General features: G+C 64.6%; 31 protein-coding genes. 20 read left to right on the top strand and 11 right to left on the bottom strand.

Features of this window, described 5'->3' with window-relative positions; all coding sequences use genetic code 11:
• The first annotated feature begins 42 nt into the window (after positions 1 to 42).
• The 12 genes from C2134_RS14975 to C2134_RS14920 all read left to right on the top strand — a co-directional run bounded on the left by C2134_RS14975 (position 43) and on the right by C2134_RS14920 (position 8,254).
• Entirely contained in the window at positions 43 to 1,353 is a 1,311-nt protein-coding gene (locus C2134_RS14975) for a glycosyltransferase (RefSeq protein ID WP_103320936.1), read from the top strand.
• 278 nt (positions 1,354 to 1,631) lie between these two features.
• Positions 1,632 to 2,033: an MAPEG family protein gene (locus tag C2134_RS14970; protein ID WP_233196466.1), complete on the top strand. Its 402-nt coding sequence runs from the start codon at positions 1,632 to 1,634 to the stop codon at positions 2,031 to 2,033.
• A gap of 168 nt (positions 2,034 to 2,201) precedes the next feature.
• Positions 2,202 to 3,251, top strand: a complete 1,050-nt coding sequence (locus C2134_RS14965) for a linear amide C-N hydrolase (protein ID WP_199179950.1) — start codon at positions 2,202 to 2,204, stop codon at positions 3,249 to 3,251.
• Between the two features lie 57 nt (positions 3,252 to 3,308).
• Positions 3,309 to 3,752 (top strand): YiiD C-terminal domain-containing protein, encoded by a 444-nt coding sequence (locus C2134_RS14960; protein WP_103320935.1) that lies wholly within the window; start codon positions 3,309 to 3,311, stop codon positions 3,750 to 3,752.
• A 73-nt stretch (positions 3,753 to 3,825) separates the two neighbouring features.
• On the top strand, positions 3,826 to 5,007 hold the full coding sequence (locus C2134_RS14955; protein WP_158248778.1) for an alkaline phosphatase family protein: 1,182 nt from the start codon (positions 3,826 to 3,828) through the stop codon (positions 5,005 to 5,007).
• Positions 5,008 to 5,097: 90 nt separating this feature from the next.
• A complete protein-coding gene (locus tag C2134_RS14950; RefSeq protein WP_103320933.1) occupies positions 5,098 to 5,553 on the top strand; it encodes an NUDIX domain-containing protein in 456 nt (151 codons plus the stop codon).
• Between the two features lie 32 nt (positions 5,554 to 5,585).
• A complete protein-coding gene (locus tag C2134_RS14945) occupies positions 5,586 to 5,894 on the top strand; it encodes a putative quinol monooxygenase (RefSeq protein ID WP_103320932.1) in 309 nt (102 codons plus the stop codon).
• Entirely contained in the window at positions 5,887 to 6,384 is a 498-nt protein-coding gene (locus tag C2134_RS14940) for a DinB family protein (RefSeq protein ID WP_103320931.1), read from the top strand. Before C2134_RS14945 ends, C2134_RS14940 begins: the two co-directional genes overlap by 8 nt.
• A 52-nt stretch (positions 6,385 to 6,436) precedes the next feature.
• The gene (locus C2134_RS14935; RefSeq protein WP_146042171.1) at positions 6,437 to 6,910 is read left to right on the top strand and encodes a P-loop NTPase family protein; all 474 of its coding nucleotides are present in this window, start codon (positions 6,437 to 6,439) and stop codon (positions 6,908 to 6,910) included.
• Between the two features lie 72 nt (positions 6,911 to 6,982).
• Entirely contained in the window at positions 6,983 to 7,372 is a 390-nt protein-coding gene (locus C2134_RS14930) for a YkgJ family cysteine cluster protein (protein WP_103320929.1), read from the top strand.
• Positions 7,373 to 7,413: 41 nt separating this feature from the next.
• Positions 7,414 to 7,776, top strand: a complete 363-nt coding sequence (locus C2134_RS14925) for a nuclear transport factor 2 family protein (protein ID WP_103320928.1) — start codon at positions 7,414 to 7,416, stop codon at positions 7,774 to 7,776.
• Positions 7,736 to 8,254, top strand: coding sequence for a DMT family transporter (locus tag C2134_RS14920; protein ID WP_199179949.1), 519 nt, complete (start codon positions 7,736 to 7,738; stop codon positions 8,252 to 8,254). Before C2134_RS14925 ends, C2134_RS14920 begins: the two co-directional genes overlap by 41 nt.
• A gap of 32 nt (positions 8,255 to 8,286) precedes the next feature.
• Here the strand turns inward: C2134_RS14920 and C2134_RS21285 are convergent, their stop codons facing one another.
• Positions 8,287 to 8,466 carry a hypothetical protein gene (locus C2134_RS21285; protein WP_146042170.1) on the bottom strand — a complete coding sequence of 60 codons (180 nt, stop codon included), beginning with the start codon at positions 8,464 to 8,466 and terminating at the stop codon, positions 8,287 to 8,289.
• 670 nt (positions 8,467 to 9,136) lie between these two features.
• A complete protein-coding gene (locus C2134_RS14910; RefSeq protein WP_103320925.1) occupies positions 9,137 to 9,580 on the bottom strand; it encodes a Spy/CpxP family protein refolding chaperone in 444 nt (147 codons plus the stop codon).
• A 348-nt stretch (positions 9,581 to 9,928) separates the two neighbouring features.
• On the opposite strand from C2134_RS14910, the gene C2134_RS14905 reads away from it, so the two are divergent.
• Positions 9,929 to 10,450: a DUF2946 family protein gene (locus tag C2134_RS14905; RefSeq protein WP_103320924.1), complete on the top strand. Its 522-nt coding sequence runs from the start codon at positions 9,929 to 9,931 to the stop codon at positions 10,448 to 10,450.
• Between the two features lie 65 nt (positions 10,451 to 10,515).
• Here the strand turns inward: C2134_RS14905 and C2134_RS14900 are convergent, their stop codons facing one another.
• The 7 genes from C2134_RS14900 to C2134_RS14870 all read right to left on the bottom strand — a co-directional run bounded on the left by C2134_RS14900 (position 10,516) and on the right by C2134_RS14870 (position 16,635).
• Entirely contained in the window at positions 10,516 to 11,775 is a 1,260-nt protein-coding gene (locus tag C2134_RS14900) for a CynX/NimT family MFS transporter (RefSeq protein WP_103320923.1), read from the bottom strand.
• Positions 11,776 to 11,784: 9 nt separating this feature from the next.
• Positions 11,785 to 12,474, bottom strand: a complete 690-nt coding sequence (locus tag C2134_RS14895) for a FadR/GntR family transcriptional regulator (RefSeq protein WP_103320922.1) — start codon at positions 12,472 to 12,474, stop codon at positions 11,785 to 11,787.
• Between the two features lie 74 nt (positions 12,475 to 12,548).
• Complete coding sequence (gene fliD, locus C2134_RS14890) at positions 12,549 to 14,081, bottom strand: flagellar filament capping protein FliD (protein ID WP_158248777.1); 1,533 nt, start codon at positions 14,079 to 14,081, stop codon at positions 12,549 to 12,551.
• Positions 14,082 to 14,237: 156 nt separating this feature from the next.
• Positions 14,238 to 14,492, bottom strand: coding sequence for a hypothetical protein (locus C2134_RS14885; RefSeq protein WP_103320920.1), 255 nt, complete (start codon positions 14,490 to 14,492; stop codon positions 14,238 to 14,240).
• Between the two features lie 41 nt (positions 14,493 to 14,533).
• Positions 14,534 to 15,211: a molybdate ABC transporter permease subunit gene (modB, locus tag C2134_RS14880; protein WP_103320919.1), complete on the bottom strand. Its 678-nt coding sequence runs from the start codon at positions 15,209 to 15,211 to the stop codon at positions 14,534 to 14,536.
• Complete coding sequence (modA, locus tag C2134_RS14875) at positions 15,208 to 15,936, bottom strand: molybdate ABC transporter substrate-binding protein (RefSeq protein WP_103320918.1); 729 nt, start codon at positions 15,934 to 15,936, stop codon at positions 15,208 to 15,210. The genes modB and modA overlap by 4 nt, the downstream gene beginning before the upstream one ends.
• A gap of 57 nt (positions 15,937 to 15,993) precedes the next feature.
• Positions 15,994 to 16,635, bottom strand: coding sequence for a DUF3313 domain-containing protein (locus C2134_RS14870; RefSeq protein WP_103320917.1), 642 nt, complete (start codon positions 16,633 to 16,635; stop codon positions 15,994 to 15,996).
• Between the two features lie 239 nt (positions 16,636 to 16,874).
• Between C2134_RS14870 and mltG the strand changes: the two genes are divergently transcribed.
• The 7 genes from mltG to C2134_RS14835 all read left to right on the top strand — a co-directional run bounded on the left by mltG (position 16,875) and on the right by C2134_RS14835 (position 21,943).
• Complete coding sequence (mltG, locus tag C2134_RS14865) at positions 16,875 to 17,867, top strand: endolytic transglycosylase MltG (protein WP_103320916.1); 993 nt, start codon at positions 16,875 to 16,877, stop codon at positions 17,865 to 17,867.
• Positions 17,864 to 18,508 carry a dTMP kinase gene (gene tmk, locus C2134_RS14860; protein ID WP_103320915.1) on the top strand — a complete coding sequence of 215 codons (645 nt, stop codon included), beginning with the start codon at positions 17,864 to 17,866 and terminating at the stop codon, positions 18,506 to 18,508. The genes mltG and tmk overlap by 4 nt, the downstream gene beginning before the upstream one ends.
• Entirely contained in the window at positions 18,508 to 19,512 is a 1,005-nt protein-coding gene (locus C2134_RS14855; RefSeq protein WP_103320914.1) for a DNA polymerase III subunit delta', read from the top strand. The genes tmk and C2134_RS14855 overlap by 1 nt, the downstream gene beginning before the upstream one ends.
• A 23-nt stretch (positions 19,513 to 19,535) precedes the next feature.
• Positions 19,536 to 19,913, top strand: coding sequence for a PilZ domain-containing protein (locus tag C2134_RS14850; protein ID WP_043621644.1), 378 nt, complete (start codon positions 19,536 to 19,538; stop codon positions 19,911 to 19,913).
• A gap of 70 nt (positions 19,914 to 19,983) precedes the next feature.
• Positions 19,984 to 20,754: a TatD family hydrolase gene (locus C2134_RS14845; RefSeq protein ID WP_103320913.1), complete on the top strand. Its 771-nt coding sequence runs from the start codon at positions 19,984 to 19,986 to the stop codon at positions 20,752 to 20,754.
• A 13-nt stretch (positions 20,755 to 20,767) separates the two neighbouring features.
• Positions 20,768 to 21,151 (top strand): hypothetical protein, encoded by a 384-nt coding sequence (locus C2134_RS14840; RefSeq protein ID WP_103320912.1) that lies wholly within the window; start codon positions 20,768 to 20,770, stop codon positions 21,149 to 21,151.
• 15 nt (positions 21,152 to 21,166) lie between these two features.
• Positions 21,167 to 21,943 (top strand): MBL fold metallo-hydrolase, encoded by a 777-nt coding sequence (locus C2134_RS14835; RefSeq protein ID WP_103320911.1) that lies wholly within the window; start codon positions 21,167 to 21,169, stop codon positions 21,941 to 21,943.
• A 47-nt stretch (positions 21,944 to 21,990) separates the two neighbouring features.
• Here C2134_RS14835 and C2134_RS14830 read toward each other — a convergent pair whose 3' ends face one another.
• Together C2134_RS14830 and C2134_RS14825 are read right to left on the bottom strand one after the other, a co-directional pair.
• Entirely contained in the window at positions 21,991 to 22,455 is a 465-nt protein-coding gene (locus tag C2134_RS14830; protein WP_103320910.1) for a CreA family protein, read from the bottom strand.
• An 86-nt stretch (positions 22,456 to 22,541) separates the two neighbouring features.
• The gene (locus C2134_RS14825; RefSeq protein WP_103320909.1) at positions 22,542 to 22,853 is read right to left on the bottom strand and encodes a chorismate mutase; all 312 of its coding nucleotides are present in this window, start codon (positions 22,851 to 22,853) and stop codon (positions 22,542 to 22,544) included.
• Between the last annotated feature and the right edge of the window lies 1 nt (position 22,854).

The raw sequence follows: 22,854 nt of genomic DNA, 5'->3' as shown, positions 1-22,854 counted from the left end.
CAGAAAATTGCCGGTGCCGAACTATGCCGCCTGGGAGATGCGATGGACAGGACGCTGGAAGTAGCTGGCTCACATCCCGCTGCCGCAGACGATGACCAGCCCTTGCTGGTATTGGCCTGCAGCGGCACCGGCGGGGATATCCTGCCGTTCATCGCGCTAGGCCAGCAGTTGGCGGCGCGTGGCCATCGCGTAAGGCTGCTGGTGCCGGCCTACCATGTGGCTTGGGTCCGCGGGCATGGCCTGTCCTGCGAGGGTTTCGGTTCGGCGCAGGCTTTTCAGGCGCATCTGGACAATCCGGATTTGTGGGACGCGCGCAAGGGGTTTGGCGTGGCATGGCAGAGTGTGGCGCCGCATCTGCTTGTCTTGCGCCAACTGGCGGCGCGCGAGTCCGGCCACTGCGTGTTGCTTTGCCATCCCATCATGCTGGCGGCCGCGCATCTGGCTAAGGCGGCTTATCCCGATTTGCAAGTGGCCGCGCTGTATCTTTCTCCGTCCGGCTTGTGCAGCAGCCATGAATTTCCGGTGATGGGAGCGCGGCCTTTGCCGGCTTGGCTGCCGGTATCTTGGAAGCGCCAGTTGTGGCGCGGTATCGATCGTCTGGCGCTGTCCCCCGTCGCCTTGCCTGCTATCAACGCCGCGCGGCAGGCGTTGAACTTGCCGCCGTTGGATAGTTTCCGCCGCTTGTTGAGCGAGACGCCGGATGCGGTGATCGGGCTATTTCCGGACTGGTTCGCCGCCACGCAGCCGGATTGGCCCAGCCGATATGTCGAAGCCGGTTTTCCGCCTGATCCAATAGAACAAGCAACGGAATTGTCCACAGAATTGCAGGCCTTTCTGGCGGCCGGGCCGGCGCCGATAGCGTTTACCCCCGGCACCGGCCACAAGCATGCGCGCGCGTATTTTGAGGCGGCCTTGGCGGCGCTGGCGGCCTGCGGCCGGCGCGGGATATTCCTCACGCCTTATCCGGAGCAATTGCCCGCGGCGTTGCCGCCGGAGGTGATCTGGCAATCGCGTGCGCCGTTTGCGCGGCTATTGCCCGAAGTGGCGGCGCTGGCGCATCACGGCGGGGTGGGCAGCTGCGCCGCGGCTTTCCGCGCCGGGGTGCCGCAGCTGATCTGTCCCTATGCATTCGATCAGTTTGACAATGCCTGGCGCGCGCGCCGCCTGGGCGTGGCGGAAACGGTTTTGGCCGGCAAGCTGGACGCCAAGAAAATGAGCGCCGCGCTGCAGCGTTTGCTGGCATCTGACAAGGTGGCGCAGGCCTGCGCCAAAACGTCGCGGCTAGCCCGCGTCGATGCTCTTCCACTGGCCGAACGCGTGGAACAGGCGCTGACGCTGCAGGCGAAGCGATGAGTATTGGTTTGATCGAAGCGGGCAATTGCCATTTGTACGAGAAACTGGGTTTTATCCGTTTCGGCGCAGCCAGACCCGTGCTGCCGGGAATGCATCTGGTTTCCTACCGGAAAGGTGTCGTTGCTTAGGCTATTTTTGTTTGGCGTAGCATTCGCCTCAATCGGCAACGCGATAAATTCGATGCTTTGCGCTGAGCGAGGCATCGGGATGGTCGGAGGCAAAAATGGCTGGCATGCCAAGACGGGATGGGAAGTGAGGGCGGTTCTATGAAAGGGACGATGATGATCTACCCGATGTTCGCGCTGGTGTTGCTGACTTTCTTTGTGGGCATCCGCCTGGGGCGCGCCCGTTTCGCCAACGCTCGTTCCGGGCGGGTGAAGGGCAGCTATTACCGGCTGATGCAGGGTGATGTGCCGCCGGACAGCGAAGTGAAGCTGGCGCGCAATTTCTCCAATCTGTTCGAAGCGCCGACGCTGTTCTATGTGGCCGGCGCCATCGTCATCGCCAAAAACCTGGTCACGCCGGCCGTATTGGCGCTGGCCTGGGGCTATGTCGCGCTGCGTCTGGTCCATACCGTTATCCACCTTGGCTACAATCACCCGATCCACCGTTTCCTGGCCTTCCTGGCTTCCAACGCGCTGTTGCTGGCGATGTGGGGCTGGCTGGCGTACACCTTGTAAGCGCCGCGTTTCCTGCCCAGATATCCGTTGGGCATGGCCAGCAGCGGCCTGCTTTTTCCGTGGCTTCACGTTTTGCCAGGCAGTTTCCGGCGTTTCGGCATGGAACCGCTCGCCTTAGGCGCTGTCTATAAGTTTTTGATAATTTTCGACAAAGGGTCCCGGATGGATATGAAGACGGCTCTGCACAGCCTGCTGATCGCGTCGACGACATCGTTTGTGCTATGGTCTCCAGCGGCGGATGCCTGCACCCGCACGCTGTGGAACACCAACCATCTCGCCGTGCTGGCAGGGCGGTCCATGGACTGGGCCGAATCCACCCAACCCCGGCTGATGATCCTGCCGCGCGGCATGGCGCGCGATGGCGGCAAGCTGGGGCCGGCCACCGTGATCAAGGACAATGCGGCGCGCTGGACTGCCAAATACGGCAGCGTTGTGACATCGGCCTATGGCGTCGGCGCGGTGGACGGCATGAACGAGAAGGGGCTGGCCATGCACCTGTTGTTCCTGACCGCCACCGACTACGGCGCGCGCGAACCGGGCAAGCAGGGCGTGCAGGCCGGGCTGTGGGGCCAGTATCTGCTGGACAACGCGGCGACGGTGGCAGAGGCGCTGGAGGCGATGCAGCGGATTCAGCCGGTGATGGTGGAGTACGCCGGCTTCAAGTCCTCGCTGCATCTGGCGATTGAGGATGCCAGCGGCGATTCGGCGCTGATCCAGTACGTTGACGGCAAGCCCAAGATCTATCACGGCCGGGAATTCCGCGTGCTGACCAACGATCCGCCGTATGAGCAGCAGCTGGCGGAACTGAAGAAGTGGGATTTCTCCCAGGCCACGCGCGAGACGCCGCTGCCGGGCAATGTCAATCCGGTAGACCGCTTCATCCGCGCCAACTACTTCCTGAGCACGCTGCGCGAGCCGCAGAGCCAGCGCCAGGCGGTGGCGTCCATCCTGTCCGTCGCGCGCAATGCCTCGGTGCCGTTCAACGCGCCGTACAAGACGCCGGGGTCGACCTATGACACCGAATACCGCACCGTGGCGGACCTGAGCAATCGGCAGTATTTCTTCGAGCTGGCCAGCAGCCCCAATGTGATCCGGGTGGACCTGGACCAGATAGACTTTTCCGCCGGCGCGCCGGCGCGGATGCTGAATCCGGACAATGTGGAGCTGTCCGGCAGCGTCAATCAGCAATTCCAGCCGCTGGCCAAGGCGCCGTTCTGATCATGATCGTCGCTGAAAATGGCTTTATCATGAGCCGGCCCGGTTCCAGGAGATGCCATGCACGCTGAGCAACTGCAAGCCTATCTGCACCAGAACATCCCGCTGTCCCGCGCGATGGAGGTATCGGTGGCCGCCATCGATCCGGACCAGGTGAGGCTGACCGCGCCGCTTGCGCCCAATATCAACCACTGCGCGACGGTGTTTGGCGGCAGCGCGTCGGCGCTGGCCATCCTGGCGGCTTGGTCCTTGCTGCATATCCGGCTGAGGGCCGAGGATCGGAACGCTACATTGCTTATCCAGCGCAACAGCATGGAGTATGAGCAAACCATCGCCGGCGAGTTTTCCGCGCGCGCCTTCCTGGCGGACGCGGATAGCTGGCCGCGTTTCATCAAAACCTTGTCGCGTCGCGGCAAGGCCCGCATTGCGGTGACGTCGGTGTTGGAACATGAGGGCGCGCAGGCGGGCCGGCTGTGCGGCGAGTTTGTGGCCTTGTCGAGCTAGCATGGCGCGGTCAGTCGTTGACGCGCCGGGCGGCGAGGACAACAATGCGGTTTTCCCAATCGGCATAGCCGCCATGTCCAATCTGAAATCCCGTTGCTCCGGGGCCGCCTGGCCGGATTATCAAGGCGGCGGCCTGCTCAACCTGATGCAGACGCTGAGTTGGGAGCTGGGCGGTCCGGATCTGGGTTATCCGCCGCTGGCCACGGATGTGCTGGCCGGCATCGGCCATCACCGCCATGTCTGCCTGTTGCTGATAGACGGGCTGGGTGCGGCGCAGCTGCGGCGGCTGGGGCCGGAAACCCGCTTGAATCTGCGGCGGCGGGCCACCTTGAGCAGCGTGTTTCCGCCCACCACGACGGCGGCGGTGACCACGGTGTTGACCGGCCAGCCGCCGGCTCGCCATGGCCTGATAGGCTGGCATCAGTTGCATGGCGAGGAAATCATCGCGCCCTTGCCGCTGTATGTGCGCCAGCCTGCGGGCAGCGCCAGCGCGCCGCAGCAGCTGGCCGATACGCTGTTTAGCGCGCCGCCGTTGTTCGAACATTTTTCCCGCCCGGCTTTCCTGATGTTGCCGGAGGACATCTGCCACTCTCCCTGCAGCCGCCACCATGCCGGCAGCAGCATGCGCCTGCCTTACCGCGATTCCGAGGATGCCTTCGTCCAGCTCACGGCGCGGCTGTATTCGCCGGTGCCGGCTTTCCATTATTTGTATCTGCGGCAGATGGACACGCTGATGCATGAGATCGGCCCGGACGACGAGGCGGCCGCCAGGCTGCTGGCCGAGCTGGACGGCGATTTCGGCCGCCTGCTGGACGCGGCCAAGCAGAACGACGCGGCGGTGGTGGCGATTGCCGACCACGGCTTTGTCGCCGCGCCGGCCGAACAATGGCTGGATGTGGACGAGATTCCGGAACTGTACAGCTTGTTGGCGCGCCCGCTGTCCGGCGAGACGCGCATGAGCTACTGCCATGTGAAGCCAGGCTGCATGGAGCGTTTCATCGAGCTGGCGCGCGCGCGGCTGGGCCACGCCTGCTGGGTGGAGCCAAGCGCGGAATTGCTGGCTGCCGGCGTGTTCGGCCCGGGGCCGGCGCATCCAGACCTGGCTCATCGTTGCGGCGATGTGGTGCTGATCGCCAAGCCGGGCTGGAACCTGCGCGACACGCTGCCAGGAGAGCGCAAGCTGCAATTGGCCGGCACGCATGCCGGCGTGCATCCGGACGAGATGGAAATCCCTTTGATCGTCTACCGCCCCTGAACGCGCATTTTTCTGCCTGCCGCCTTGTTTTATGCAATGCCAAATACATAATTGATTTGGTATACTGGCGGGTTTCCAGGGAGGAATGGCATGCAACATCGGATAGGCGCCGGCGTGATCGTCGAGCATGAGGGCAGGGTGCTGATGGTGCGGCATTGCAAGCCGGGGGTGTACGACTTCAGGGTGGCGCCGGGCGGCGGGGCCATCGATGACGAGCCGCTGGCGGACGCCGCGCGGCGCGAAGCGTGGGAAGAGTGCGGGTTGCGGGTGGAAATCGGGCCGCTGGCCTATATCGAGGAATTCGCCAGCCCGCAAACCCGCGAGTGCAAGTTCTGGTTCACCGGCAAGCTGCTAGGCGGCGCCATCGATTGCAGCGCCGAGGAAGCGGTGCGCGAGCACATTGTCGAGGCGGCCTGGCTGGCGCGCGGCGAGTTTGCCGGCAAGACGGTGTTTCCTCCCATGCTGCTGGACGATTATTGGCGCGACCGCGAGCATGGTTTTATTGCGCCGCGCTACGTCGGCCTGCGCCAGATGGAATTCTATTGAGTCGATGGGCTCGCTTCAAACCGGGATACGCCATGTTTCCGTTGATTGTGACGCTGCAAGTGAAGGAGCCTGCCGAGGCGCCGGCGGTGGCCGCCGCGCTGGTGCGGATGCGGCCGATGTGTCTGGCCGAGCCGGGCTGTCTGCTGTGGGAGGCCTATCATTCCCAGGCCGATGCCAGCCAGTTTGTGCTGGTGGAGCATTGGGAAAGCCGCGGCCATTGGGAGTCGCACGGCAAATTGGCGGCGATTCAGGAGATTTATCTGCCTGAGGTGCTGCCGCGGGTCCATCGCGCCGCGCATCCGTGCGACAGGCTGGGACGGGAGGCGGAGCGCGATGACTGAGCACCCCTTGCTGCTGCAGGCCTACTCGCAGCTGCTGATCCAGCTGGAAGAACTGCCGGTGTTTTTGCGCAGGACCCTGTCCGGCTTGCCGGGCGAGGTGTGGGGCCGCCAGCCGATACATGACCGTTCGCCGCTGTTGGAGCATGTCTGGCATGTGCACGATTGCGAGACCGATCTGTACGGCATGCGCATCCGCCGCGTGCTGAGCGAGGAGCGGCCGCAGCTGGCGCCGATGGAGGTGTCGTACTGGCCCGAGACGCGCGCCTACCATGCGCGCGACGGCGAGGCCGGCATTGCGGCCTTCGTCGCGCAACGGGCGGCGCTGCTGGCCCAGTTGAAAAGCCTGGATACCAAGCAATTGGGCCGCAGCGGCATACGCGGCGATGGCACCACGATCAATGTGCTGGGCCTGGTGGAACAACTGGCCGAACACGACCGCGACCATCGCTGGCGCATCGCCGCCATTCTGCGCAGCTATGCCGGGATGTGAGACGCCGCGCCGGGTGCTGATCGTCAGCGGCAGCGGCGCCGGAAAAAGCACCTTGGCGAAGTTTATCGGCCGCGCGCTGGCCTTGCCGGTGGTGGAGCTGGACGAATGGTTCTGGGGGCCGGGCTGGATTCGCCAGGACGGGTTTGAGGCCAGGGTGGCGGCGTTGGCTCAGGACGAACGCTGGCTGGCCGAAGGCTGCTATGGTTCCGCGCTGCGCCAGTTGCTGCCGCGCGCCGATCTGGTGATCTGGCTCGACTATCCCCTCCGCTTGATGGCGTGGCGCATCGTGCGCCGCAGCCTCTGGCGGGCATGGCGCGGCGAGACGCTGGCGCATGGCAACCGCGAAACCTTGCGCGGCACGCTGTGGGGGCCGGATTCCCTGCTGCGCTGGGCCTGGCGCAGCCACGACAAGCGCCGCGCCGAACTGGCCGCGCTGCGCGACGCGCATCCGTTGGCGCAGTGGCATGTGCTGCGCGGCCCGGACGAGACGACGCGCTGGCTGCGCGCCTTCCGCTTGCCGGTTTGACGCGGCATCCGTAGAATGCGCGCTTTCCCGCAAGGGGAAAGTATCGCGTATTCAATGTGTTAAGGATGCCCCGTGGCCGACATCAACCGCCTGGAAACCTGGATCAAGTACAAGAACGGCCTGTGCGGCGACTGCATGGCGTCCTGCTGCACCATGCCGGTGGAAGTGAAGCTGCCGGATCTGGTGCGCATCGGCGTGGTGGACGAGTTCGAGCTGGAAGAGCCGATCAAGAACATCGCCAAGCGGCTGGAAAAGCAGCGGGTGATCCAGCATTTCAATTTCAAGAACAGCCTGTTCACCTTGGCGCAGCGCGCCAACGGCGATTGCCTGTATCTGGATGCGCAAACCCGGCGCTGCACCATTTACGATCGCCGCCCCAATACCTGCCGCAACCATCCCAAGATCGGTCCCAAACCGGGCTTTTGCGCCTATACGCGCAATAGCCGCGCGCCAGGCAAATAATTCAATTAACATGTTTGCCTTCGAATAGATCGGGAGCCGGCATGTCCGCACAGCTGATCCGCCGCTATTGGGAATGCGCCAATGCGCGCGATTGGACCGCATTCGCTAACACCTTGCATCCGGATGTCGAATACCGGGTGCCGCAGACGCGCGAACGGATCCGCGGCGTGGACCAATACGTGGCATTCAATGCCACCTATCCCGGCGACTGGCGGGTGGAGATTGTCCGGGTGCTGGCCGATGGAGACCAGGCGGTCAGCGAGATCGCGTTTCACGTGGAACAGCAGACCCTGACCGGCATCAGTTTCTTCACCCTCCAGGATGGCCTGATCCGGCGCATAGAAGACTGGTGGCCGGAGCCGTATGAAGCGCCGCCGCGCGCAGTGGCGGTGGAACGATATTGAGAAAGGCGTGACGATGCAGGCGATTTATCCCTTGCTGGCGTTCCTGGTCGGCGTAGTGGTGCCGATGCAGGCGGCGGTCAACAACCAGCTGCGGCAACTGATAGGCGGCAGCACGCTGCTGGCGGCCCTGGTGTCGTTCAGCGTCGGTTGTTTGACCCTGGCCCTGCTCAGTCTGGCTACCGGCCAGCGTTGGCAGAGCCTGGCGGCGCTGAGCCGGGTGGAGTGGTGGATGCTGCTGGGCGGCGTGCTGGGCGCCGGTTTCGTATTCGGCACCACGCTGTTGGCGCCGCGGCTGGGCGTGGCCACCATGGTGTCGCTGATCATCGCCGGCCAGGTGTGCACTTCGTTGCTGTTCGATCGCTTTGGCTGGCTGGCGATGCCGCTGCGCGATCTGAGCGCGGCAAGGCTGATCGGCGCGCTGCTGGTGGTGGCGGGCGTGTTGCTGGTGAATTTCGGCGACCGCTGGTTCGGCCGATAAAGACAGCCCTGCCGGGACGGCAGGGCGTAGGCTCATTGCGCGGGCTTGGCGACGACGTCGCTGGGTTTGGTGGGCTGGTTCATCTCATGCAGCGACAGCGGCACGCTGGGCAGCACCACGGTGCTGTCGAACGGGCGGGTATTGGCATCCTGGGCGCTGGCCAGACTGGACGACACGAGCAGAGCGGCCATTAGTGGAGCGAACAGTTTCATCGTGAACTCCTTCTTGGGCGTGAGCGGCGATTCGGGGCGATCGGTTCGATGCGCCTCCGCGCGATGGCCTGACCGGCGGCCAAGCCTGATTTCAGTATGACTCCCTGTTTTGCCCAGCGTGCGGAGATGGCGGCGCGATTGTGTTTCTATGTCTTAAGCGCCGTTTGCGAAAGGCGAGGCGGCTTCAGCCCGCCGGCGCCATCGGTTGCGAGGGGCTGGCCGGAGCGGGCGGAGTGGCGGGCGCCGCCGGCGCCTTAGGCGCGGGGTAGGGATAGATCGGAACGGGGTAGAAGTACCATATGCCGCCCACGATCCACCACCAGCCGTAGCGGCCATCATGGTTGCCATGGCGCCAGTGGCCACCGCGCCAGTTGTGTGACGTATCGTCACTTGGCCTATCGGCGCCGGCGATCGCCGGGCCGGCCAGTCCAACGAGCAATAACAGCAGGGATAAAAGCTGGCGGCTTGTCATGACGCGTCGTGGCCATCTGTTGGCGTTTGCTATCGCTTTGAATCCGCCGCGCGGGGGCGGATGCCGGTCCGACACAGATCGAACGCGGCGAGCGCAGCGTGTCAGGAAGTAAAACAGGCAGCGCGTTAAACTGGCCGCTGCCTCCTTATTCGCAAGGCTGCCGGGAAAGCCTGATCAGAGACGGCCCCGCCGCGCCGCTCAGCCGTGATTCGGGCTGGATGCCTCGCGCTTGCCGCGATGTTGCCACTCGCCGCCCGGGCGATGCAAGTTGTCCATCACTTTGCGCTGCTCAGGCGTCAACTGTCCGTAGAAGGTTTTCAACGCGTCCAGCCGTTGCTGCATTTCGGCCTGCTGCTGTTGCATCATCTGTTCCATTCTTTCCGGCGCACTATCCTGGCCCTCCTTGGGCGGCATGGGCTTGCGCGGCTGCATGGCTTTGACGAAGTCCTGCCAGGCGCCTTCCTGTTGCGGCTGCAGTTTCAGCTTGTCATGCAGCATCTGCATATGCCTGGCCATCATTTTCTGGTGCATGGCCGGGTCCATCTGCCTATCCGGGCGCTGCGGTTCGGCCGTTTCCGCGGCTTGAGCGGCGCTGACGCAGAGAATGCTGGCAAGAAGCAATGACCTGTAGAGCAGTGGCATGGCGGACACTCCTTTTAGTGCATGAACTGTGGGCAGTATCGGCGAAATTTGTCACCGGAGTATTGCGGCGGGCAAGCCGGATGTTCAGCTTTGTTAAAGCGCGGTACCTCCTAGGGGCTGTTGACGTTTGGTGAGCGGTCGCGCCGGGATGCGTTTTGCGGCGAATCGAGGCGTTTCGCGCGCCGCATAGCATTCTCTGCCAGCGCGGAACAACGAAGAGTCGGCGCGAAAGGCGCCCGGCCCTGCGGGTTTGGCGGAGCGCAAACGCGATCCACTCACCAAACGTCAACAGCCCCTAGGGCAAACGATGGATAATGAACAAGCGGGGCCACCCGCGGGAGGAGAACGATGGACGCAATAGTATTGGCCGCAATGGCCAAATGGCCCAATGTGCCGGCGGTATTCGGCTGGCTTAGGCTGGACGCGCGCGGACAGTGGTGGATCAAGGATGAACGGCTGCAGCACGAGGGCATGGCGGAGTTCTTCAACCGCAACTACAGCCGCGACGGGCAGGGGCGCTGCTATGTGCAGAACGGCCCGCAGAAAGTGTACGTGACGCTGGACGCCGCTCCGCTGGTTGCCAGGCGCACGCCCAAGGGATGGAGCACGCAGCCCTACGACGACGATGTGCCGGCGCGCTCGGCCTGGCTGACGCCGGATGGCGTACTGCTGCTGGAAATCGGCGGCGAGCTGGCCGTGGTGGATGATCGCGATTTGCCGTCGCTGCTGGATGAAGGCTTGCCGGGCTGGGACGGCGACATGGCGGCGCTGCCGACGACGCTGAAGCTGGCCGAAGCCGTGCTGCCGCTGGCGAGCGAAACCCTGCCGGCGCTGCAATCGCGCTATGGCATCGTCGCGCGGCCCAAGTGAGTGGATGGCCGCCGCAAGACAAAGCCCGCCTGACGGCGGGCTTTGTCATGGCGGGATCGCTCCGGTCAGATCGGCTCGGCTTTGACGCCCACCAGCCGCTTGCGGCCGGCCATCATGCCCACGCTGAACGCCGCCGCGGCGATCAGGCTGAACAGCAGCGCCAGCGGCCACGTCGCATGGCTATGGCTGCGGATCAGGCCGACGGCGAACGGGCCAAGCGAGGCCAGCATATAGCCTATGCCCTGCGCCATGCCGGACAGGTGAGCCGCCACATGTTGATCCGGCGAGCGGTGCGCAAGCAGGCTCAGCGCGGTGCTGAACAGGCCGCCTTGGCCGAAGCCGAGCAGCACCGCCCACAAAACCAGGCTGTCGGTGGGCGCGTACAGCATGCCCAAGAGGCCGCTGATCACCATCAGCAGGGTGGCGACAATGGGCGGGCGCTGGTTGCGGCAGCGATGCGCCAGCATCGGCACCAATAGCGAGGCCGGCACCTGCACCATGGTGGACAGCGATAGCATCAGGCCGCCCTGCATCGGCGTCAGGCCGCGGTCGATCAGAATGGACGGCAGCCAGCCGAACACGATATAGGCCAGCGACGATTGCAGGCCCATGAACAAGGTAACCTGCCAGGCCAGCGGATCGCGCAACAGGCCGCGCACCTGCCACTGGCCCTGTGCCGCGGCGTGGCGGGTATTCAGCTGCGGCCACCATACCGCCAGCGCCAGCACGGCCGGCAGCGCCCACAGCGCCAGCGCCGGCCGCCAGTCATGGCCGAAATGCTCGGCCACCGGCACAGTGAAGCCGGCCGCCAGCGCCGCGCCCAGGCACAAGGCCATGGTGTAGACGCCGGTCATCAAGCCGGCGCGGCTGGCGAAGTCGCGCTTGACGATGCCCGGCAGCAGCACGCCGATCACGCCGATGGCGGCGCCGGCCAAAGCCGAGCCGGCAAACAGGCCGAAGGTGCCAAACACGGTGCGCAGCACGACGCCGGCGGCCAGCACCATCAGCACCAGCGCGATGGTTTTCTCGCTGCCCAGCCTGCGGGCCAGGTGCGGCGCCAGCGGGCCGAACAGCCCTAAGCAGGCCACCGGCAGCGTGGTCAACAGGCCGGCCAGCGTCGGCGTCAGGCCAGTGTCGCGGCTGACCATGCCCAGCACCGGCGCCAGGCTGGACAGCGCCGGGCGCAGGTTGAGGCCTACCAGCACCAATCCCAACAGCAGCAATAGCGTGCGGACGCGGCTGCCCTCCAGGGCGGCGGCAGGCGTGTCGTCGTCGATCAGCAGTTCATCGGCGATCGGTTTGGACCGATTCGTGTTCTCTTGCATGGTGCTTCCTTATCGTTGCTTGTGCAGCAGCCGGTCCAGCGTGGCCAGCAGCGGACGGGTGATGGCGGCGGCGGCCTGGCCGGCATGTTCCGGCTTGCGGTCGCGTATGGCCTCATAGATTGCGGCATGGGCGGCGAAGTCCGGGTCGGGCAGGGCCTCGTCGCGTATCGAATCCTGCACGCTCTGCCGCACCGCGTCGGAGAAGTAGCGGTACAGGCTGGCCAGCGCCTGGTTGCCGCAGGCATCGGCGATGGCAACGTGGAAATCCAGGTCGCGCTCGGCATAGCGTTCCGGCGTTTCGCCATCCTGCGGCCGCAGCTGCTCCAGCGCGGCGGCGATGCGGGACAGCTCGCCCGGGCCGGCGCGTTTCGCCGCCAGCTTGGCCGCGCTTTCTTCCAGCAGGCAGCGCACCTCCAGGTGTTCGCGCAGGCTGGCGCGGCTGATGGAGCGCATCGCCTCGCCGGGATTGACCACGGCGCGCACATAGGTGCCATCGCCCTGCCGCACTTCCAGCAGGCCAGCGTACAGCAGCACGCGAATCGCTTCGCGCACGGTGTTGCGGCTGATGCCGAGTTCCTCGGCCAGCTCAGGCTCCGTTGGCATGCGGCTGCCCAGCGGCCAGCGGCCGGCGGCGAGTTGTTGGCTCAGATTTTCCAACGCGATGTCGACTAGCGAGCGTTTGGCGGCGGCGGGGAGCATAGGGCGTGTCCAATACATCCAATCATCCGATGAATTGTAACGCGAAAAATGCCGCCGATGAAAGCGGGGGGAACTCAGGCAGTGGCGGAGAAACTACCGGATGTGGACAGGCCCAGTCCTTGGCCGACCAGCAGCGACTCCAGCGCGTAAGGTGCGCCGATGGAGTAAATCAAAGCATAAGTGGCAAGGCCGCTGATCTGCTGGGCCGTCAGCGCGGCGTTGCTGGACGGGTAGCTCAATAGATTGGGCAGGTTGTAAGGAAATTTATTAGGTGTGTCCGGCGTGTTGATCACCAGCTGGCCGGTGCGTTGTTGCGAGAGCAAGGCATTGGTTTCATTGACCAGCGTGCCGTTGCCATAAGTGGTGTAGCTGTTGGCCAGCGTGTTCAGCGCTTGGGCGGCGGTGAAGATCAGATTGGCCGCGCCGCTGGCGTCGCTGTTGTAGGCGGCCTGCAGCGAGCTGACATTCAGGTTCAGCGTGCCGCCCAGCCCGTATTGCGACGGGCTTTGATAGAGCAGGCCCAGCTGGCTGAGCAGGGTCAGCGTGGAGCTGCCATTGTTGTAGCTGGCCTGGGCCTGTTGATTCAGCAGCTGCGGCAACTGGGCGGCGATGGGGTCGTTGCCCGGCTTGACCTGGTTGCCCAGCAAGCCATTGATGCTGCCCTGAGCGGTGTTGAAGGCGCTGACCAGCGATTGCGCATTATTGTTGAGCAGGCCAAAGTCCACATTGACGGCGATATTGCTGCTGCCGGTGGCCAGCAGATTGGCCGACACGCCGCTGCCCAATTGGATGCCAAAGTTGCTGGCGCTGGTGCCGGTGGCGCCGTTGACGGTGTAGCTTGCGTTTTGCGCGGCCTGGGTCTGGGTCAGGTTCTGCCCGCTGCCGACAGCCAGGGTCTGGTCGAAGGCTAGGCGCGACAGCCCGCTCTGGTCGGTGTTGTTGCCGTCGTTGTCGCTGACGGTGATGCGGAAGTTGTTGCTGGCGCCGGTATTGGCCTGGCTGATTTGCAATTGATAGTTGCCGGACGAGTTTTGGATCACATTGGCTACCACGCCGGCGCCTGCGCCGTTGATCGAGCTGGCGATGCTGGACAGCGTGCCGTTGCTGATGCTGACCGTTGTGGGCGTGCCGGTGGCGCTGAAGCTGGAGGCCGAGGTGGGGCTGGTGTAGGCATAGGTGCCGGTCGTGATGGTCAGGCTGCCGCTGCCCACCACGGTGCTGCTGCTGTCAGGCAGCGAAAATGCGGTTGTCGCGCTTTGTGCCTGCGCCAATTGAGAGATATTCAGCAGGTAGCTGGATGTCTGCGCGCTGGCCGAGGCGCTGACGCTGGCCACGGCGGGATTGCTGCTGCTGGCGCTGGTGTTGTTGAAGCGATTGTATGGGGCGTAGATCTGCTGCAGGCTGCTCTGGAAGGTGTTGAGGACGGACATCAGTTGTCCCAGCGTGGACAGCTCCACTTGAATCGGGTCGCTCGGCGCGTTGCTGGATGCGTTGCTTGTCCCATTGGCCGAGCCAAGCAGCAGGCCGCCAGACAATAAACTGCTCAAGTTCGGCAGCAAACTGTCGAAAGACGAGAGAGTGGAGTTGTATCCTGACAGGGAGTTCATCGCCAATACGTGCAAGCCATGCCTTGTACAAGTGTAGACCATTGTCGCCAAGTCATTGGCGACTAAGTGGTTTTTTGCGTGCCGGCCGTGGTTTGCTTGATTGGCGCAGTAAAAACGGCATGGCCTTGGCCATGCCGTTTCGATTGTGGCGGGGGCTTACTTGGCCATCGCATCCTTCACGCATTTCTTGGTAAAACTTTGCTTGGCCGCGCCGGCCAGTTTTTTGTCGGCGGCCTTGGCGTCGCAGCTGGCCTGTGCGGCGGCGGTGTCTTTCTCGCACTTCTTCAGGAAGCTTTGTTTGGCGGCGCCGGCCAATTTCTTTTCGGCGGCCTTGGCGTCGCAGGCGGCGTCGGCCAGCGCCAGGTTGGCGCTGAACAGGGCGAGGACGGCAAGAAGCAGGGATTTGCGCATGTTTCTATCTCCGGAGTAAATGCCCGTTTCAAGGGCTAAGTCTATTGTTCCGCGTTTTTCTGTCTGGCATTCAGCCAGTAGACCAGCGACAGGGCCGCCAGCGAGAACAGCAACAGCATCAGCGCCAATTGATGGGCTGAGGCGTAGTCGGCTTGCTCAACCTGATTGTACAGCGCGATCGATATCACCCGGGTTACGCCGTCAATATTGCCGCCTATCATCAGCACCACGCCGAACTCGCCTACGGTATGGGCAAAACCCAGGCAGGCGGCGCTGAGCACGCCGGTGCGGCAGGATGGCAGGATCACGTGGCGCATCCGCTGCCAGGCCCCGGCGCCCAATAGCAGGGCGCTTTCCAGCTCTTCCTGCCGCACCGCGCGGAAGCTGGCCAGCAGCGGTTGCAGCACGAAGGGCAGCGAGTACAGCACCGAAGCGATCACCAGGCCGGCAAAGGTGAAGGCCAGGCCGGGCAGACCTAGCGACGAGGTCAGCCAGCCTACCGGCCCATGAGGGCCGAAGGCCAGCAGCAGATAGAAGCCCAGCACGGTGGGGGGCAGCACCAGGGGCAGCATGGCCGCCGCCTCCGCCAGCGGCCGCAGCCGCGAACTGCCGCGCGCCAGCCACCAGGCAAGCGGGATGCACAACGCCAGCAGCAGCAAGGTGCTGATGCCGGCCAGGCGCAAAGTCAGCGCGATGGCGCTCCAGTCTTGCGAGGTCACGGTTTGAAGCGGTAGCCGGCCTGAGCCATCAACGCGCGCGCCTGTTCGCCCTTCAGGAAAGCCATCAGCGCGCCGGCTGCCGGCGTGGGCTTGATCTGCAGCGCATCCTGGCGGATAGGTTGATGCAGTTTTTCCGGCACCAGCCAGTAATGGCTGTGTATGCCTTGTTCCAATAGTTGCGAATAGGCGACAAAGGCGAAGTCGGCCCCGCCGACCTGGGCGAACTGCATGGTCTGGCCGATATTGTCGCCGGTCAGCAGCTTGGGCTTGACCGCGGCGTCCAGCTTCAGCGCGGCCAAGGTTTCCATCGCGGCGCGGCCATATGGCGCGGTGGTTGGGTTGGCCACCGCCAGCTTGTTGAAGTCGCCGCGGCGCAGCGCGCCCTCGCCGGCGTCGTCGCGCTGCTTGCTCCACAGCGCCAGCTGGCCATAGGCATAGGTGAACTGGCTGGACGGCACGCCTACGCCGGCTTTCGCCAGCTCGGCCGGCCGCTCGTCGTCGGCGGACAGAAACACGTCGAACGGCGCGCCTTGGCGGATCTGCGCCGCCAGCTTGCCGGAGGCGCCCGCGCTGGCCTTGATGTCATGGCCAGAGGCGGCCTTGAAGGCGACGGCGATCTTGTCCAGCGTTTGCTGGAAATTGCTGGCCACCGCCACCGTGACCGTATCGGCCAGGACGATGGGGGAGAGGAACAGGCAAAGCACGGCGAGGCGAAGGCGCGGCATGGCGGATTCCAAGGTTTCTGTTGAGCTGCCTGTCATTATGCCGCCAAGCAGCGCATGCTAGCCAGCGGCCAAGGCGCTTTCGCCCGCTTGCAGCAAGCGCGGCCAGTCGCAGGCCAGCAAGGCCTGCCAGCTGCCGGCTTGCGATGGTTCCGGCGGCAGCCGCACGTCCAGCAGATTGACGCCGCCGCCCAGCAGTTCTCCGCTTTGCGCATCGGACAGCTGAACCACGCTGGCCACTTGTTCCAGATAGGGCGCGATGCCGCTCAGCAAGGGCGAGCGGGCGTCGATGGCGCGCGGCGGGCGCAGGAAGGGCGGCGGCGCGCCGATGTCGACCAGATAGCCGCGCACCGCCAGGCGCATTCGCATGACGCCCGGCCCGGCTTCCTGCGCCAGCGGCATCTCCGGCAGCCAGGCGTGCAGCAGCGTCTGCAGCCGCAGGTTCAGCCCGTTGCCCAGCGCGGTGGCTGTCAATTGCCAGCGGCCATTGACGTTATGGTTCAGCAACCAGATCGGCTCCAGCAGCAGCGAACCGTAGCTCGTCAGCCGCGGCGCGGTTTCGTGGCAGATGAATTGCCGTTTGTCCCGTCCTTGCTGGAATGGCAGCGGCGTGGCGCCTTCCGGACGGCCGCGGGTCCGGCTGATCCGGCATAATTCGTTCCAGGCGACCAGCGCGCATCCTAGATTGAAGAAAGGTTTCATTTCGGGCCGTGCTCGCAGTGGTTAAGATGGCCGGTCGTGGGGGCGACGCGGCGGCGCCTGCCGAAACGGCATGCTGTCAGCTGGAAAATAGGCAAAACCGCGGCGCTTGCTGTTGATGTGGGACAAACTATGAGAATTCCGGCGCGATGGGCCTGTCATGTCGGACAGGGCTGCTTGCTGGTATGATTCCGCCTTTGCCGCCTGGACGGCTGTGAAACCGATCATCGTTGCTGAGCCTTATGAAAAGATTACCCGGCATTCTGTTGTTGCTCCTGTTGTGCGCCATCGGCTGGCTGGGCTGGGCCGCGCTGATGCCGGTATCGCTGCCGGATGCCGGCTACCGGTTGCTGGTTGGGCCTAACCGCACCATGAAGCAGATCGCCCGCACGCTGGGCGAGGATGGCGCAGTCCGCAGCCCGCAGTTGCTGGTGGCGCTGGCGCGGCTGTCCGGCTCGGACCGCAAGATCAAGGCTGGCCTCTATCGTTTCCAGGGGCCGCAATCGCTGCTCGACGTGTTGCAGAGGCTGCGCGAAGGGCGGCCGGACGAGGCCAGCCTGACCACGATTGAAGGCTGGACCTTCCGCCAGTTCCGCCAGGCGATAGACCGGAGCCCGGACTTGAGCCATGACGCGCAGAAGCTCAGCGACGCCGAATTGATGAGCAAGCTGGGCCTGCCGGGCGCGGACCCGGAGGGCTTGTTCTTCCCCAGCACCTATCTGTTCACGCCGGGCGCGTCCGATATGGATCTGTATCGCCTGTCGTTCGAGAAAATGCAGCAGCAATTGGCTGCGGCCTGGGAGTCGCGTAAGCCGAATCTGCCCTACCGCACGCCGTACGAGATGCTGATCATGGCCAGCCTGATCGAAAAGGAAACCGCCAACGAGCTGGACCGGCCCATGGTGGCATCGGTCTTCGTCAACCGGCTGAAGCTGGGCATGCGGCTGCAGACCGACCCCTCGGTGATCTACGGCATGGGCGACCGCTACCAGGGCAATATCGGCAAGGCGGACCTGCGCCGCGATACCCCGTACAATACCTATACCCGCGCCGGCCTGACGCCGACGCCGATCGCGCTGCCTAGCCGGGCCGCGCTGTATGCCGCCGCCCAGCCGGCGGAGTCCACCGCGCTGTATTTCGTCGCCCGCGGCGACGGCAGTTCGCAGTTTTCCAGCACCCTGGAAGAGCACAACCAGGCGGTGCGCAAGTACATCCTGAAGAAAGGCAAGCAATGAGCAGTCAGCAGCAGGCCCCGCGCGGCCGATTCATCACGCTTGAGGGCATAGACGGCGCAGGCAAGAGCACCCATCTGGCCTTCATCCGCGATTGGCTGGCTGGCCATGCCATCGACGCGGTGTTCACGCGCGAACCCGGCGGCACGCCGCTGGGCGAAAAGATCCGCGAGCTGCTGCTGGCGCCGGAAACCCGCGTCTCGCTGGACGCGGAGGCGCTGCTGGCCTTCGCTTCGCGCCAGCAGCACATCGCCGATGTGATCGAGCCGGCGCTGTGCGCCGGACGCTGGCTGGTGTCGGACCGGTTCACCGATTCCACCTACGCCTTCCAGGGCGGCGGCCGCGGCGTGTCGTTCGAACGCATCGGCGCTCTGGAGGACTGGGTGCAGCGCGGCTTGCAGCCGGACCTGACATTGCTGTTCGACCTGCCGCTGGAAGTGGCCGCCGGACGCATGGCCGGCACCCGCCAGCTGGATCGCTTCGAACAGGAAGCCGCCGATTTCCATCAGCGCGTGCGCGAGGCCTATCTGCGCCGGGCGGATAGCGAGCCGCAGCGCTTCGCGGTGCTGGATTCCAGCCGCGGCATCGCCGAGATTCAGGCCGATATCGCCGGCCATCTGCAAAAACTGCGGGAGCGCGGCTGATGCTGTACCCGTGGCAGAGCGAAGACTGGCAGCGGCTGAACGCCGAGCGCGAACGGATGCCCGGCGCCTGGCTGCTGACCGGCGGCGCGGGCATCGGCAAGCTGGCCTTCGCCGAGCATCTGGCACAGTCCCTGCTGTGCGAAAACCCCGGCGCGGGCCATCAGCCTTGCGGCCAGTGCCAGGCCTGCCGCTGGTTCGCCAGCGGCACCCATCCGGATTTTCGCCGCCTGTCGCCATTCTCCGATGAAGACGAGGAGGGCAAGGAGAGCAAAACCACCCGCAAGCTGCCGCAAATCAAGATAGAGGCGGTGCGCGAGGTGATCGACTTTGCGCATCTGACCGCCCATCGCGCCGGACGACGCGTGATCCTGGTGGAGCCGGCGGAGAACCTGAACCTGGCCGCCGCCAACGCCTTGCTGAAAATCTTGGAGGAGCCGCCGGAGGCGGTGCTGTTCCTGTTGGTATCGCATGCGCCGCAACGCTTGCTGCCCACCATCCGCAGCCGCTGCCGCCAGTTTGCGCTGACCCGTCCGGCCGAGGCTGCCGCGCTGGTCTGGCTGAGGGAGCAGGGCATTGCCAACGCCGAGGTGGAGCTGGCGCACAACGGCGGTGCGCCGCTGTTCGATCACGATCCGGATTTGGCGGCGCTGCGCGCCCAGTTCGTCCGCGGCTTGGGACAGCCTAGCTTCGCCGGAATGCTGCAACTGGCCGAACTGGTGGACAAGAACAAGCAGTTGTCGCTGCTGCAGCCTTTGTCCTGGCTGCAGAAATGGCTGCATGACCTGGCTGCGCTGTGCCTGGCCGGCCGGCTCCGCTATTATCCGGATCAGGAGCGCGCGCTGTCCGCGCTGGCGGCGCGCTGCGACACGACGCAACTGATGGCCTGCCAGAGAGGCTTGACCGAGCTGGCGCCGTTTGCGCAACATACGCTGAATAACCGCCTGCAGCTGGAGGCGGTGCTGATGGACTATCTGATGATCTTCGCCGGCTCCAAGGCCGGTTAAAGACGGAGAGGGCAAGCCCCGCTATGGACGCCGCGAATTCCCGGCCGGATCTGACCAACCCCAATCGCCCTGGCGTGCTGTCGCTGCACATCAAGGAGCGCAGCGCGCTGTTCGCCGCCTATATGCCCTTCGTCCGCAATGGCGGCATTTTCATCCCCACCAGCAAGGAAATGCAGCTGGGCGAGGAAGTGTTTCTGTTGCTTACGCTGATGGACGACCCGCAGCGCATCGCGGTGCAGGCCAAGGTGGTGTGGATCACGCCCAGCGGCGCCAACAACAGCCGGGTGCAGGGCGTAGGCGTGGAATTCGTTTCCGGCGACGCCGGCAAGCAGGCCAAGGACAAGATCGAGACGCTGCTGGGCGGGGTGCTCAATTCCAGCCGCCCCACGCACACGATGTAACGCGGCCGCGCGGCAAGGCGGTCCGCCGGCATGGTATGCTGTAGTCTGTTAGACAGATTCACCATCCGCCATGCTGATCGACTCCCACTGCCACATCAATTTCCCCGACCTGGCCGAGCGCCTGCCCGACGTGCTGGCCAATATGCGCCAGAACCAGGTCACTCACGCGCTGGTGATCGGCGTGAGCCGTCCCAAGTACCCGCAGGTGCTGGCGCTGGCCGAAGCGCATCCCAATCTGTACGCCACCGTCGGCGTGCATCCTGACGATCCCGATGCCGAGGAGTATTCCGAGGAAGAGCTGGTGCAGCTGGCTGCCCATCCGCGCGTGGTGGGCATAGGCGAAACCGGCCTCGACTACCACTGGTGCAAGGGCGATCTGGAATGGCAGCACGAGCGCTTCCGCACCCATATCCGCGCCGCCAAGCGCATGCAGCTGCCCTTGGTGATCCACACCCGCGAATCCGCCGCCGACACCATACGCATCATGCAGGAAGAGCATGCCGAGCAATGCGGCGGCGTGATGCATTGCTTCACCGAGACCTGGGAAGTGGCCGAGGCCGCGCTGGCGCTGGGCTTTTATATCTCCTTCTCCGGCGTGGTGACGTTCAAGAACGCCAAGCAGGTGCAGGAAGTGGCGCAGAAAGTGCCGCTGGAGCGGATGCTGATCGAAACCGACTCGCCGTATCTGGCGCCGGTGCCGTTCCGCGGCAAAACCAACGAGCCGGCCTATGTGCGGCATGTGGCCGAATTCATCGCCCAGCTGCGCGGCATCCCGTTTGAACAGGTGGCCCAGGCTACCACGGACAATTTCTTCCGCCTGTTCGTCAAGGCGGCGCGCTGAAACGGAGGCTGCCATGCGGCTTGTCGCCTTGTGTCTGACCGGCATGCTGGCCGCCGCGCCGGCCTTGGCCAATTGCGTCAACCTGGCCGGGCGCAGCTTTTGCGCGCCGCCGGGCGGACAGGCGGTGCTGCATCAGGGCCAGGCCTATTGCAGCGCCGGCGCCTGCGTGGTGGATTCGTTCGGCAATCTGTTCTGTTCGCCGTATCCCGGCGGCGGCGCCATCTTCGCCAATGGCAGTTTCTATGCCGGTCCGGGCCTTTGCCTGCTGGGGCCGGATGGCGCCCCGCATTGCGCGGCCGCGCCTAATGGCAGCTGCAATATCGGCCCCGCGGGCCAGGTGGTGTGCGAGGGCGGGTCTACGGTGGTGCCGGCGGTGCGGCCGCCATTGTGCCAATGAACGACAAGGGACGCTGTGGATAAGCTAGAAGTCACCATACTTGGTTGCGGTTCCAGCTCCGGCACGCCGGCCATAGGCTGCCGCTGCGCAACCTGCGTTTCGACCGATCCGCGCAACAAGCGCACCCGCGCCAGCGCCTATGTGCGCGTCGGCGAACTGGGTTTTCTGATCGATACCGGACCAGACCTGCGCCTGCAGGCGCTGCGCGAGGGCTTGGACAGACTGGATGCCGTGCTGTACACCCATCCGCACGCCGACCACCTGAACGGCATCGATGATCTGCGCGCCTTTTGCTACCTGAAGAAAGGGCCGATCTCGCTGTATGGCAATGAGTTCACCATGGCTAATATCCGCGAGCGTTTTGGCTATGCGCTGCAAGCGCCGTCCAAGATGTGGGACAAGCCGGTGCTGCTGCCGGAGACCGTGAGCGGACCCGTTCAGCACCAGGGCGTGGCGTTGACGCCGATTCCGCTGCAGCACGGCAGCTGGCCCTGCCTGGGCTGGCGCATCGGCAATATGGCCTGGCTGACCGATTTGTCGCACATCCCGGATAGCAGCTTGCCGCTGCTGGAGGGGCTGGAGCTGCTGTTCCTCGATTGCCTCAATGCCGATCCCTATCCGTCCCACCTGTGCGTGGCCCAGTCATTGGAGTGGGCGGCCCGCATCGGCGCCCGCCGCACCGTGCTGATCCACATGACGCACAAGCTGGAGTACCAGGCGCTCAGCGCGCAATGCCCGCCGGGCGTGGAAGTCGGTTTCGATGGCTGGCGGGCCGAGTTACCCATTGCATGATGGCCATCATGTTTAAAAAGATCATGACTATCAATAACTTGGCTTAATCACTTTTTCAGCGGGATTTTCTGGTCCAGCACGGCCACGGCGGTGATGGCGTTGTCCGGGCTGCCATCCACCAGCTTGTCAGAGTAAGTCAGGTAGGTCAGCACATTGCGCTTGGCGTCCACCATGCGCACCACCCGCACATGCTTGAACACGAAAGACGCGCTTTCCTTGAACACCTGTTCCTGTGGCGGCAGCGGCTGGCTGAAGCGGATGGGGCCAACCTGGCGGCAGGCGACGGAAAAGCGGGACGGGTCCTTGGCCAGGCCCAGCGCGCCCTGATAGCCGCCGGTCTTGGCGCGCGACACATAGCAGGCCACGCCCTGCACCGAAGGATCGTCAAAGGCTTCGACGATGACCTTGTCGTTGGGGCTGAGCAGCTTGAAGGTGGTGGATACCTCGCCCACTTCTTCGGCGTGGGCGAGGGCGGCTAGGCTGGCGAGCAACAGCAGCGCGATGGCTTTCATCGGTAGATTCTCCAGTGCGGAATGGGGCGAGCCGCCGCCGGGCTGCGGCGATGCCGTAGGCATTGTAGGGAAGCCGGCCCATCGGCTCAATCGATACGCGGCTGTTGCCTGAGGCGAAACACCGCCATTTCGTCGGCGACGAAGTATTCGATCATGGTCCGATAGACCGCCGCGGTCAGCGCGGCGTCCGCGCCCAGCTCGCCAGCCAGCCGCTCCACCCGGCGCATCACTTGGTCCGCCCGCTTGCCGCCTTCCACCTCGTCCCGGCTGTGTTTGAACGCCGCGGCTTGGCGCACGTAGATGCTGCGTTCGGCGATCAGCGCCACCAGCGCGCGGTCGATGCGATCAATCTGTTCGCGCACTTCGGGCAGGGTCTGGCATTGATAGAGCTGTTCCATG

This window comes from Chromobacterium sinusclupearum (assembly GCF_002902845.1).
In the GTDB taxonomy this organism is placed as follows: domain Bacteria; phylum Pseudomonadota; class Gammaproteobacteria; order Burkholderiales; family Chromobacteriaceae; genus Chromobacterium; species Chromobacterium sinusclupearum.
Note: the sequence above shows the minus strand (reverse complement) of the source record. Positions and strands in the feature narration are given on the sequence as shown.